General features: G+C 65.3%; 13 protein-coding genes. 5 read left to right on the top strand and 8 right to left on the bottom strand.

The features are described 5' to 3' along the window. Nucleotides 1-145 precede the first annotated feature (145 nt). The 7 genes from nusB to QGV55_RS17175 all read right to left on the bottom strand — a co-directional run bounded on the left by nusB (nucleotide 146) and on the right by QGV55_RS17175 (nucleotide 6830). Nucleotides 146-658, bottom strand: a complete 513-nt coding sequence (gene nusB, locus QGV55_RS17205) for a transcription antitermination factor NusB (RefSeq protein ID WP_281019409.1) — start codon at nucleotides 656-658, stop codon at nucleotides 146-148. After that, nucleotides 655-1107, bottom strand: a complete 453-nt coding sequence (gene ribH / locus QGV55_RS17200) for a 6,7-dimethyl-8-ribityllumazine synthase (RefSeq protein WP_281019410.1) — start codon at nucleotides 1105-1107, stop codon at nucleotides 655-657. Before ribH ends, nusB begins: the two co-directional genes overlap by 4 nt. Nucleotides 1108-1109: 2 nt before the next feature. Continuing rightward, nucleotides 1110-2225, bottom strand: coding sequence for a 3,4-dihydroxy-2-butanone-4-phosphate synthase (gene ribB / locus QGV55_RS17195; protein WP_281019411.1), 1116 nt, complete (start codon nucleotides 2223-2225; stop codon nucleotides 1110-1112). A gap of 34 nt (nucleotides 2226-2259) precedes the next feature. Beyond that, entirely contained in the window at nucleotides 2260-2853 is a 594-nt protein-coding gene (locus QGV55_RS17190; RefSeq protein WP_281019412.1) for a riboflavin synthase, read from the bottom strand. 74 nt (nucleotides 2854-2927) lie between these two features. Continuing rightward, on the bottom strand, nucleotides 2928-4043 hold the full coding sequence (gene ribD, locus QGV55_RS17185) for a bifunctional diaminohydroxyphosphoribosylaminopyrimidine deaminase/5-amino-6-(5-phosphoribosylamino)uracil reductase RibD (RefSeq protein WP_281019413.1): 1116 nt from the start codon (nucleotides 4041-4043) through the stop codon (nucleotides 2928-2930). A gap of 125 nt (nucleotides 4044-4168) precedes the next feature. After that, nucleotides 4169-4552, bottom strand: a complete 384-nt coding sequence (locus tag QGV55_RS17180) for a response regulator (RefSeq protein WP_281019414.1) — start codon at nucleotides 4550-4552, stop codon at nucleotides 4169-4171. Then, on the bottom strand, nucleotides 4545-6830 hold the full coding sequence (locus QGV55_RS17175; RefSeq protein WP_281019415.1) for an ATP-binding protein: 2286 nt from the start codon (nucleotides 6828-6830) through the stop codon (nucleotides 4545-4547). Before QGV55_RS17175 ends, QGV55_RS17180 begins: the two co-directional genes overlap by 8 nt. 166 nt (nucleotides 6831-6996) lie before the next feature. Between QGV55_RS17175 and QGV55_RS17170 the strand changes: the two genes are divergently transcribed. The 5 genes from QGV55_RS17170 (at nucleotide 6997) to QGV55_RS17150 (ending at nucleotide 11518) form a co-directional block, all read left to right on the top strand. Then, nucleotides 6997-7803, top strand: a complete 807-nt coding sequence (locus QGV55_RS17170) for a TIGR03084 family metal-binding protein (protein ID WP_281019416.1) — start codon at nucleotides 6997-6999, stop codon at nucleotides 7801-7803. Between the two features lie 83 nt (nucleotides 7804-7886). After that, the gene (locus tag QGV55_RS17165; protein WP_281019417.1) at nucleotides 7887-8249 is read left to right on the top strand and encodes a hypothetical protein; all 363 of its coding nucleotides are present in this window, start codon (nucleotides 7887-7889) and stop codon (nucleotides 8247-8249) included. 59 nt (nucleotides 8250-8308) lie between these two features. Beyond that, nucleotides 8309-8860, top strand: a complete 552-nt coding sequence (locus QGV55_RS17160) for a plastocyanin/azurin family copper-binding protein (protein ID WP_281019418.1) — start codon at nucleotides 8309-8311, stop codon at nucleotides 8858-8860. 62 nt (nucleotides 8861-8922) lie between these two features. Further along, nucleotides 8923-10812 (top strand): copper resistance system multicopper oxidase, encoded by a 1890-nt coding sequence (locus tag QGV55_RS17155; RefSeq protein ID WP_348637679.1) that lies wholly within the window; start codon nucleotides 8923-8925, stop codon nucleotides 10810-10812. A 4-nt stretch (nucleotides 10813-10816) separates the two neighbouring features. Further along, nucleotides 10817-11518 (top strand): copper resistance protein B, encoded by a 702-nt coding sequence (locus QGV55_RS17150; protein ID WP_281019420.1) that lies wholly within the window; start codon nucleotides 10817-10819, stop codon nucleotides 11516-11518. A gap of 52 nt (nucleotides 11519-11570) precedes the next feature. Here QGV55_RS17150 and QGV55_RS17145 read toward each other — a convergent pair whose 3' ends face one another. Further along, nucleotides 11571-12164, bottom strand: coding sequence for an exopolysaccharide biosynthesis protein (locus QGV55_RS17145; protein WP_281019421.1), 594 nt, complete (start codon nucleotides 12162-12164; stop codon nucleotides 11571-11573). Nucleotides 12165-12306: the final 142 nt, after the last annotated feature.

Raw genomic sequence — 12306 nt, 5'->3', positions numbered from 1 at the left:
CCACACCCCCATGGCCTGCGGCCTCACCCCCCATCGACCGCTGCGCGGCCACTTCCCCCTCAAGGGGGGAAGCAGGGTGCCGGGGGCCAGCCTCTACAGACAGGCAACTCGTTCAGGATATGGGCAAGAAAAACCGCTCCGCAATCTACCGCCGCGCCCGGTCCCCGATCTCGCCGGGACGGATCTCGCGGGCCATGCGGTCCAGAACGCCGTTCACCAGTCCGGTCTCGCCCCCGGCGAAGAAGGCGACGCCCAGATCGACATATTCGTTGATCACGACCTTGGCCGGCACGTCGATCCGCGCCAGCATCTCGTAGGCGGCGACCCGCAACAGGGCGCGCAGCAGGGTCTCCAGCCGGTCCATGGTGTAGTCGAGGCTGAGGGAGCGTTCGACGATGGTGTCCAGCTCCAGCCTGCGGTCGGCGGTTCCCAGCACCAGGTCCTGGAAGAAGTCCCGGTCGGCGGGCAGCAGTTCCTCCCCGTCGATGTCCTGACCCAGGCGATGGTCCAAATATTCGGCCACCACATCGGCGACGCGGCCTTCGTTCAGTTCCAGCTGATAGACCGCCTGCACCGCATGCATGCGCGCGGTGCTGCGTTTCCGGCGGTCTTCGGCACTGGTCCTGCCGCCGGTCCTGCCACTGCGGGGGTTGCTCATGATTCGGCTTCGAGCTCGCGCCGGATCTCCACCATGCGCAGGGCCGCGCGTGCCGCATCCCCACCCTTGTCCTTCTGCGCCGGGTCGGAACGGACCAGGGCCTGTTCCTCGTTCTCCACGGTGATGATGCCATTGCCGACCGCGACACCGTCATAGATCGTCAGGTCCATCAGGCCGCGCGCGGACTCATTGGACACGATCTCGTAGTGCAGGGTCTCGCCGCGGATGACGCAGCCCAGCGCGACATAGCCGTCATAGCTGCGGTCGCCACGGTCCACCGCCGCCTCCGCCATCGCGATGGCGCCGGGCACCTCCAGCGCGCCGGGGACGGACAGGCGGTCATAGGTGCCGCCCGCCTTCTCGATTGCCGCGATGGCGCCCTGGGCCAGCCCGTTGGCGATATGCTCGTAATAGGGGGATTCGACGATCAGCAGGTGCGGTCCGGCCATGGTCAGTCTTCCTTCAGGGGGCGGGTGCCGACGATCTCCAGATCATAGCCCTCCAGCCCGACAACGTTCTTCGGTGAGTTGGTCAGCAGGACCATGCGGGAGATCCCGAGGTCGGTGAGGATCTGCGCGCCGATGCCATAGTCGCGCAGTTCGCGCAACTGCTCGACATTGCCTTCCTCCTGCAACTGCAGGAATTCCGACATGCGCAGTTCCCGGGTTTCCCGCAGGAAGACCAGCACGCCCCGGCCTTCCTGGCCAATGATGCGCATGGCCTGTTCCAGTTGCTTCGCCTTGCCGCCGGATTCGCCGAACAGGTCGTTGCGCGGGTCATAGGCATGCATCCGCACCAGCGGCGGCTCGTCGCCCGTTATATCGCCCTTCACCAGCGCCAGGGGCTCCGCGTAGGCAACTTCCGAATCGAACACCACCAGCCTGAATTCCCCGCCGAAGTCGCTGGTCAGCGTGGTCTCGTAGCTGCGTTTCACCAACCTGTCGGAGCGGCGGCGATAGGCGATCAGATCGGCAATGGTGGCGATCTTCATGTTGTGGTACTGCGCGAACTTGATCAGGTCCGGCATGCGCGCCATCGTCCCGTCGTCGTTCATGATCTCGCAGATCACACCGGCCTGGTGCAGTCCGGCCATGCGGGCGATGTCCACCGCAGCCTCCGTATGACCGGCGCGGCGCAGCACACCGCCATCCTTCGCCACCAGCGGGAAGACATGCCCGGGAGTGACGATGTCGTCGGCGGTGCGGGCGGGATCGATGGCCACCTGGATCGTCAGGGCCCGGTCATGCGCCGAGATGCCGGTGGAGATGCCGTCCTTGGCCTCGATCGACACGGTAAAGGCGGTCTGGTGCCGGGCCTTGTTGTTCTGGGACATCAGCGACAGGCCCAGCTCATCCACCCGGCCCTGCGTCATCGACAGGCAGATCAGGCCACGCCCGTGCTTGGCCATGAAGTTGACCGCTTCCGGCGTGGCGAACTGTGCCGGGATGTAGAGATCGCCCTCGTTCTCCCGGTCCTCGTCATCGACCAGAATGACCATCTTGCCGTTGCGGGCATCCTCGACGACGTCCTCGATGGAGGAAAGGTAGCGGGTATATTCCGATGACATGCGTTGATCCTGAAACGTGAGAATTGAGTGGCCGTCAGCTTGCGACCGTGTCCTGCAGACGGGCCACATACCGCGCCAGCACGTCGATTTCCATATTGACCCGGTCCCCGGTCTTCGCGTCTCCGAACGTGGTGCGCGACTGGGTGTGCGGGATGATGTTGATCTCGAACGTGGCGTCTTCGACCGAATTCACGGTCAGGGACGCCCCGTTCAGCGCCACGGAGCCCTTCTCCGCCACGAAGCGGGCGAGCTGGGGCGGGGCACGGAAGACGAAGCGGCGGCTGTCGCCCACGGTCTCCAGAGCCTCGATGGTGGCGACGCCGTCCACATGCCCGGTCACGATATGGCCCCCCAGCTCGTCACCGACGCGCAGCGAGCGTTCGAGGTTCAGCCGCGACCCGACGTCCAGCTGGCCCAGCGCGGTGCGGTCCAGGGTTTCCTGGCTGACGTCGACCGCGAACCAGCCTGGTCCCTTGTCGACCACCGTCAGGCAGATGCCGTGACAGGCGATGGACGCGCCCATGTCCACCGTCGCCATGTCGAAGGCGGTTTCGATGACCAGGCGCATGTCGCCACGGGGTTCGATGGCGCGGATGCGGCCGATGTCGGTAACGATGCCGGTGAACATGCGATCTCCTCCCAAGCCCGGACGCTTGTTCGTGTGCGCCGGGCGCGGACGCCCGACTGAAGCTGCTGGGGGTTTTACGCCTGCCTGCGCCACGTTTCCAGCAGATCATCACCCAGGGGTATTGCCGCCATGCGCTGGAAGCGCGGCGCGTCGGCCAGCCGGTCCAGTTCCAGCGGTGCCAGCGCCGGTCGCCCGTCGCCGCCGATGGTCAGTCCGGCGCGATACCAGAAGACCCGGTCCACAAGCCCGGCGGCAAGGAAGGACGCCGCGATGCCGCCGCCGCCCTCCAGCAGCAGTCGGGTGACGCCATCGCGGGCCAGATCCTCCGCCACCGCCCTGGCATCGGGGCGGCCGTGCGGGTCGGTCGCGACATGGCGAACGTCGGCCCCGGCATCGGCCAGCGCGGCCTTGCGGTCCGGATCGACGCCCGGATCGGCATAGACGATCAGGGGAATCCCGGCGGCGGAGCGGACAAGCCGACCGCTGAGCGACAGGCGCAGGTGGCGATCCAGCACGACGCGGATCGGCGACCTGTCGGCCAGGCCGGGCAGGCGGCAGGTCAGTTCCGGATCATCGGCCTGGGCCGTTCCGGCGCCGATCAGGATGGCGTCGTGGGTCGCGCGCAGCATGTGACCGTCGGCGCGGGCCCCGGGTCCGGTGATCCACTTGCTTTCACCGGACGCGGTCGCGATGCGCCCGTCCAGACTGCTGGCGACCTTCAGGCTGACGAGGGGGCGACCCATGGTGCGGTTGAGCACGAAACCATGCTGCAGGTCCCGCGCCTCCGTCTCGCAGACACCTGTCAGCACCTGAATCCCGGCATCGCGCAGCATGGCGATGCCCCGCCCGTCGACGCGACTGTCGGGATCGGTCATGGCGATGACGACACGGGCAACGCGGGCATCGATCAGGCTTCGGGCACAGGGCGGGGTCTGTCCGTGGTGGCTGCAGGGTTCCAGCGTGACAAAGGCCGTGGCGCCTTCCGCCCGGTCACCGGCCTGGGCCAGCGCACCGGTCTCGGCATGCGGCCGCCCGCCGGGGGCGGTCCACCCGCGCCCGACCGTCAGGCCATCGCGGACGATGACGCAGCCGACCGCAGGATTGGGGGCGGTGCGCCCGAGGCCGCGGCGTGCCAGCCGCAGTGCATGGCGCATGTGCCGGAGATCATCCCGGCTGTCAGCGGTCTTCATGCGTGCGCCCTCTTGGAACAGTTCCCGACTGTTCCGATGCAATCATGTCCGGGGGTCAATAGCCAGAGAGCATGGGCCAGAGGACATCGGCCACGGATCCCTGACCGGAGAACCCTGGACGGAAGTCAGGCGGCGGAGACGGCGCGCCCGTCCAGGCAGGCTTCGATCTTCCGCAGCAGGCGCGGCATGTCGATGGGCTTGGTGTCGAAATCGATGCAGCCGACCTGTGCGCTGCGCTCCCGGTCACTGGAAAGCGCGTGGGCGGTCAGGGCGATGACCGGGATCGACATCGTGTCCGGATCCGACTTGATCAGCCGCGTCGCCTCCCAGCCATCCATCTGGCCGAGCGCGATGTCCATCAGGATCAGATCGGGGCGCCTGTCCTTTGCGGCTGCGACACCGCCGGGGCCGTCAACCGCGAAGATCACGGAATATCCCCGACGTTCAAGACGTCGGCCCAGCATGTCCCGGTTCATCTCATTGTCCTCGACGAGGAGTATCTCAGCCATGGGCGGCCTCCTTCCTGTACGACTGCCTGGGCAGGTCGTCGGTGCGTTTCAGCATGGCGAGAGCGGTGGCGCGGACGTCATCGCGGTCGCTGGCGTTGAAGATGGACCTTGCAGGTCGCGGAATGGTCAGCGTACTTGTCGGCGCGGCCTCGCTGTCGATCAGGACAAGGATGGAGATGCCATCCAGATCCTTCAGCCCGTCAACGAAGGCAACCAGGCCTGCGCTGATGCTGTCGCTGTCCACGATCACGAGATCGGGCTGCACCTGGTGCGCGCGGGTCAGGCCGATGCCGAAATCCGGCACGACGGTCACATGCCAGCCTGCTTCCCGCGCAGCGGTCACGGTGGACCGGGATGCGGTCCCGTCATCGTCGATCACCAGGACTTCATTCCCGGGAAAACCGGCCTCGTCGCAGACCTGGCTGATGGTTTCCAGCAGCGGTTCGCGTTCGACGGGTTTCACCAGGAAAGCGGCGGCACCGAGCTGGTAGCCCCTGCGCGGATCGTCGATGATGGACTGCACGATGACCGGAATCCCGGCCGTGTCGTCCTGCGAACCCAGCGCACCGAGCGCTTCCCAGCCATCCATGTCGCTGACGGCAACGTCCAGGATGATCGCATCGGGTCGCAGGGTCTGGGCAATCTCCAGCCCTTCCTTCGCGCGCTCGGTCGTCACGACGCGATAGTTTTCCTTCTGCAGCGACCGCTCCATGATCTCCAGCGCCGACGGGTCCGGGTCGATCACAAGGATGGTCTGCTTCGGCCCGTCCTGGCCAAGGCGTGCGACCGCCGGTTCCAGCGGTGTGACCTTCGCGGACGCTTCGGACGGCATCTGGGACACGGTCTCCTCGCTCGGCGTCGAGACGGCTGCGAGGGCGCGGGTCGTGGCGGGCAGGACGATGGTGAAGGTGGTTCCGACACCCATCGTGCTCTCGACGGTGATGTCCCCCCCCATGAAGCGGCAGAGCTTCTGGCTGAGTGACAGGCCGAGGCCGGTGCCGCCGAATTTCGAGGAGATCGACGGGGTGGCCTGCGAGAAATTGTGGAACAGGTTGCCGATCTGGTCCGGCGCGATGCCGATGCCGGTATCCTGCACCTCGATCTTGACCCAGTCGCGATTGTCGATCCGCTCCCGCCGGGCCGAAAGGATGACGCGGCCATTCTCGGTGAACTTCGCGGCATTGCTCAGCAGGTTCAGCAGGGCCTGGCGCAGCTTCGTGGCATCGCATTCCAGCCGTCCGAGGTCGCTGGAGCGGCGGATCACCAGTTCGTTGGCGTTCTTGGCGATGATCTGGCGACAGGTGGAGGCGACCTCGCTGACAAAGCCGTCGAGGTCGACTTCCTCCGTATAGAGTTCCATCTTGCCGGCTTCGATCTTCGACAGGTCGAGCACTTCACTGACCAGTGCAAGCAGATGCTTGCCGGCGGAATTGATCTTCTTCAGGTCCGCGGAATCCTCGCCGCGTCCGTCGATCTCCGCGTCCTCCAGCAGCATCTCGCTGTAGCCGATGACGGCATTCAGCGGGGTGCGCAGCTCATGGCTCATCTTGGCCAGGAAGTCGGACTTAGCGCCATTGGCGCGCTCCGCCTCTTCCTTGGCTTCCAGCAACTGGCTGGTGGTGGACTGATGCCGCTCGATCTCCGCCAGCAGCTCCGACTGGGAATCGACCACGTTGGCGTAGTAGACCGCCATCATGGTGACATAGGCCATGGCGCAGATGATGGAGATGATGCCGATGGGCACCAGGGCGCTGCTCTCGACATGCTCCGGGAAGCCGCCGCCGAACTGGTAGAGCAGATAGAACGCCACAAGACCGGAACCGGTCATGCCGAACACGAAGTTCCGTGCCACGGGGTTGGAGCCCAGATAGAAGAAGGCCAGCAGCGGCACCACCAGCAGCCAGACCAGGAACGGCGAACTGATTCCGGCGTAGTGATACGACCCCCACAGCACCGCGAAGATCAGGTTCATCACCGACAGCAGGGCGAGCACGCTGTAGCAGAGATGGGCGTCGAAATAGCGACTGCTGATCTTCAGCGCGGGCGGGAAGATGCAGAACAGTGTTATCGAACCGGCCAGGACATAGACATGGGGTGTCGGTTGAGGATCGAGCAGCAGCAGCGCCAGCGTGATGGTATGGCCGAGAAACGGCCCCAGCGTGTGACTGATCACGAACATCCGGACGCGTTGCGCCGAATTGCGATCGTTCATCAGCGTGGCGGGGACCCAGCTGTCGATGAAGCCATTGAAGGCTCGATTCAGTTTCTGCGCTTGCATGGTCGGCACCTGGCCCTGTTCCTAGCGATTGGAGAAGGCTGGCACAGCACGCCTTAAAGGCGAGTTAATCCGGCTGCCGGACCGGCCTGCACCCTGACGGCTTGCACAAATGGCTGATCGCGGCATGCTGTCTGCCGCAAGGCAATCGTGATGGGGGAGGAACGAAATGCTGGAACAGGCCGAGGATTTTCGCGCGGAGAGTGATGCGCTGTACCAGCTGGTCAGCGATCTGCCCGACAGTGCCTTCGATGAACCGACGGCGTTCAAGGACTGGACCATCAACCGCGTGCTGGGACATCTGCACATGTGGAACTGGGCCGCCGACCTGTCGCTGACGGATGCGGAGGGCTTCCAGAGCTTCATGCAGGACGTCATCAGGCACAGGGATGGCGGCGGCAGTGTCGGCGATCTGGAACGTGACTGGCGCAAGGGCATCGGCGGCCAGGCGCTGGCGACGGCCTGGCGCGACTATTATCACGGCATGGCCGACCGCTTTGCCGCCGCCGATCCGTCAGCCCGGGTCCCCTGGGCCGGACCGTCGATGAGCGTGCGGTCTTCCATCTCCGCGCGCCTGATGGAGACCTGGGCGCACGGGCAGGAAGTCTACGACATGCTGGGTGTGGTGCGGCAGAACGCGGACCGGATCAAGTCGATCGCCGTGCTGGGGGTGAACACCCATGGCTGGACCTACAAGGTCCGCGGCCTGGAAGCGCCGAGCCCTGCGCCACACCTCCGCCTGACCGCCCCGTCCGGCGCGGTCTGGACGTGGAACGACCCGTCGGAGACGGAACTGATCGAAGGCCCGGCGGAGGACTTCTGCCAGGTCGTGACCCAGGTCCGCAACATTGCCGACACGCGGCTGAAGGTCACCGGACCGAACGCCACCGACTGGATGTCCATTGCCCAGTGCTTTGCCGGCGCGCCGGAGCAACCCCCCGCACCCGGCGCACGGCGGACCATGACGCGGGATTGATCGGTTCGCGCGGCGGGCGCTTGACAGGGGTGCCCTGCGGGCCGACATGATAGGTGATGCTTCCGCTGCGGACATTCCGACTGATGCTGACGGTGCTCACCGTGCTCGCCATGATGCTGAGTACCGGTACGGGTGCCTCGGCGATGTGTGGTCTGGGCGGAAAGGCAGGTTCCGTCGCGGATGCTTCCGCGGCCCATGCCGGGCATTCGGCGACGGACGACGTGCGGATGGTCATGGTGGCGGACGCAATGCCGGATGCCGGTGCCGGTTACGACATGTGCGCCGGTGACGGGGGGTGCGATCATGGTGTCTGCACGCCGGGCCTGGCCGTGCCTGCCGGTGCGACCGCAACCCGTGTCGCCGTTCTGCACGACGATGCAGGGCCGATGCGGCTGACTTCCCATGCCATGGCGCATCAGCCGCCTCCGCCACGAAACCACTCCTGAGTCCAGTTCTGTCGGTCCCGGTCGCCGGGGCCGGAATTGTACCTTTCAGGAGAGTTTCCATGTCGACAATGACGCGACTGCGCGCCTGCGCGCTTGCCCTCTCGCTCCTGCCGGCGGCCCCGGTCGCGTTTGCCGCCGGTGGCCATGGTGACGGCCACGGCCACGGCCACGGCAAGGGACCGGACATCGGGAAACCCGGTGTAGCCACGGATGTCACCCGGACCATCGGCATCATCATGCGCGACAACCTCTACGAGCCCGAAACGCTCGAGATCCGCGAGGGCGAGACGGTGCGCTTCACTGTCAGGAACGAAGGTGAGTTCGTTCACGAGTTCAACATCGGTACCGCGACCATGCATGCGGCCCATCAGGAGGAAATGATGGGCATGATGGAGAGCGGCATGCTGGAGCCGGACCGGATCAACCATGCGATGATGAACCATGGCAGCCATGGCATGAAGCATGACGATCCGAACAGTGTCCTGCTGGAACCGGGGCAGAGCGCGGAGATCATCTGGACCTTCCCTGACCACGCCAGGCTGGAGTTCGCCTGCAATGTGCCGGGCCACTACCAGACCGGCATGGTCGGAAGCATCCGGCTGAAGCACTGAACCCGCGCAGCACACAGATCAGGAAACACATCATGTCACGCATCACCATGCTCCGGGCCGCAATGCTCGGAACCGGTTTGGCACTTGCCCTCGGGGGCGGTGCCATGGCCGGCGAATACAATCTGACCGTTGATCCGGTAAGGATCGACACCGGTACCTTCACGCGCTCGGGTGTCGGCTTCAACGGCGCCAGCCCCGGGCCCGTGCTGCGGTTCCGGGAGGGCGAGGAGGTCACGATCAACGTGACCAACAACCTCGACGAGGACACCTCGATCCACTGGCACGGGCTGATCCTGCCCTATCAGCAGGATGGCGTTCCCAAGATCAGCTATCCCGGCATCGCACCTGGCGAGACCTTCACCTACCGGTTTCCCATAGTGCAGAGCGGAACCTACTGGTTCCACAGCCACTCCGGGTTCCAGGAGCCGGACGGGGCCTACGGGGCCATCATCATCGAGCCGGAGGGCCGGGAGCCGTACCGCTATGACCGCGAATACGTGATCCAGCTTGCCGATGCGCATCCGCACTCCGGCGACCGGATCATGCGCAATCTGAAGATGATGCCGGACTACTACAACCGCAGGCAGCGCACCCTGTTCGACTTCCTTGATGATGCGAAGGAGAAGGGCGTCCGCGCGGCGCTGGACGACCGCGGCGACTGGGGTGACATGCGCATGATGCCGACCGATGTCGAGGACCTGCAGGGTTTCACTCCGCTGATCAACGGCAAGGGCCCGGAGCAGAACTGGACCGGCCTCTTCCGGCCCGGCGAGAGGGTAAGGCTGCGCTTCATCAACTCCTCGGCGATGACCTATTTCGACATCCGGATTCCGGGGCTGAAGCTGACCGTCGTGCAGGCCGACGGCAATGACGTGCAGCCGGTCGTGGTTGACGAGTTCCGCATTGCCGTCGCGGAGACCTATGACGTCATCGTGCAGCCGACGGAGGATCGCGCCTACACGATATATGGTGAATCGATGGGGCGGACGGCCTTTGCGCGCGGCACGCTGGCGCCACGTGAGGGCATGGCCGCCGAAGTTCCTGATCTCCGTGAACCGCCCTTGCTGACCATGGGCGACATGGCCGGTCATGGCGGCATGGACCATGGTTCCATGGATCACGCCGCGATGGGTCACGGTTCGATGCCGAAGGGCGAGGTGGATCACGCCGCGATGGGTCACGGTTCGATGCCGAAGGGCGAGGTGGATCACGCCGCGATGGGTCACGGTTCGATGCCGAAGGGCGAGGTGGATCACGCCGCGATGGGTCATGGTTCGATGCCGAAGGGCGAGGTGGATCACGCCGCGATGGGTCATGGTTCGATGCCGAAGGGCGAGGTGGATCACGCCGCGATGGGTCATGGTTCGATGCCGAAGGGCGAGATGGACCATGCCGCGATGGGCCACGGCGCCATGCCGAAGGGCGAAACGGGTCGTCCTGACCCGTTCTACGCACCGGGCAGTGGCTTGCGTCCCGAAGCCGCCAACGGGGGCAGGTTCCTGTCCTATGCCGATCTGAAGGCGCAGAAGCCGCTCTACGAGCACCGGCCCGCAACGCGCGAGATCGAACTGGAGCTGACCGGCAACATGGAACGCTACATCTGGTCGATCAACGGTGTGAAGTATGCCGATGCCGACCCGATACGCCTGACCTACGGGGAGCGGGTGCGTTTCAAGTTCGTCAACACCACCATGATGACCCACCCCATGCACCTGCATGGCATGTGGTCGATCCTGGACAATGGCAGCGGCAAGTGGAATCCGGTGAAACACGTGATCAGCGTCGCGCCGGCCACCACGGTCTACATGGAGACAGAGGTGGATGCGCCGGGCGAATGGGCGTTTCACTGCCACCTGTCCTATCACGCCGATTCCGGCATGTTCCGGAAGATCGTGGTGGAGGGCGGACCCGATAGCGCCGCAGCGGCACCCAGCATGAAACAGGGGGGCTGAGGTCATGCGACGACTGTTCCTCGTTGCCGGACTTCTGTGTCCGGCGTTGCTTCTCGCCGTACCTGCCGCCGCTGAGTCCAACGTCTGGGGTATCCAGGCGGAACAGCTGGAATACCGGTTCGGTGGGGACACCGATGTGGCCGCCTGGGATCTGGATGCCTTCTACGGCAATGACGAAGTGCGCTTCGTCTACCGCAGTGAAGGGGAATATGCGCTGGAGGAGGAGGCCTTCGAGACGCTGGAGAACCAGTTCCGCCTTTCCACGCCAATCTCCGATTTCTTCGACGGGGTAGCGGGTGTGCGGTTCGATACGGCCAGCGGTCCGGACAGGGTACATGGTGTGATCGGCCTTCACGGGCTGACCCGTCAATGGTTCGAGATCGATGCCGACCTGTTTGTCTCCGATCATCCTTCCGTGCGGTTCGAGGTCGAGTACGAAGGCCTGATCACCAATCGGATCATCGTCGTGCCGAGCATCGAGCTGGATGTTCCGCTGACGGATGACACTGCCCTGAACCGGGTGGCCTTCGGGCCACGACTGGAGATCGGTGCGCGGGTGAGCTACGACCTCGTTGACCGGCTGCTGTCACCTTATGTGGGGTTCCATTACGAGCGCACGTTCGGGGGCAGCGCTGATCTTGTCCGGGCCGGTGGGGAGGATGCGAGTGCGGCCTTTCTGGTTGTCGGCGCGCGCATGATCTTCTGATCCTGCTGCCTTGGCCCCCGCTTCGACCGAGGGCGGGGGCCCTGGCGACCTCTTACCCGAGGTCGGACAGCCAGCCGTGGGCCAGGGTGCCGGTCAGGACGGTCATGGCGATGGCGATCACCATGAACAGCCCGTCGCGGGCGGTCAGGGCCATGCCGAAAATGAGGATGGTGGTCGCGGGCAGCAGCACCGCGAACGGCACGAGCTCCAGCGGGATCATCAGTCCCGCGAGACCGACACAGAGCAGCGCGGCAAGCCGTCTGGCAAGGGTGCTGGTTGCCCAGGTCAGACGGGTGCGGACCAGCCAGTCGGCGCGCCGCAGCCAGTCCTGGCCCCTCTTTCCGGCGCTCTCGATCTTCCGCACGGAAAAGCCCTGGCGGCGCAGTCGTCCGGGCAGCCAGGGATGATTGCGGCCAATGACAAGCTGGCCCGATACCAGGATGACGACCAGGCCGAGCATGCTCGGGACCGTCGGAATGGCGCCGAGCGGAGACGCCGCCAGCAGGCCGAGCGCGATGAGCATGGGGCCGAAGCCCCGGTCCTGGAAGATCTCCAGCAGTTCGGCCACCGTGACCTTCTCGCCATCGGCTTCGTCGGCTGCCATCTCGACAACGGACTGGAGCGGTCGCTTTTCCAGATCGGCCATTGCGGTGCGCCTCTTCCATGATGGCAGGTGCCGGGACCCGGACACATAGGTGCCGCGCACCCCGGTACCAATCAAGCCCGGAGACCAACTGTCTTGCTGCGCGCTGCCAACCGCATCAGGATCAGCAGCTTGCAGGGGAGGA

It is taken from the genome of Minwuia sp. IMCC3009 (genome assembly GCF_029909415.1).
In the GTDB taxonomy this organism is placed as follows: domain Bacteria; phylum Pseudomonadota; class Alphaproteobacteria; order Minwuiales; family Minwuiaceae; genus Minwuia.
Note: the sequence above shows the minus strand (reverse complement) of the source record. Positions and strands in the feature narration are given on the sequence as shown.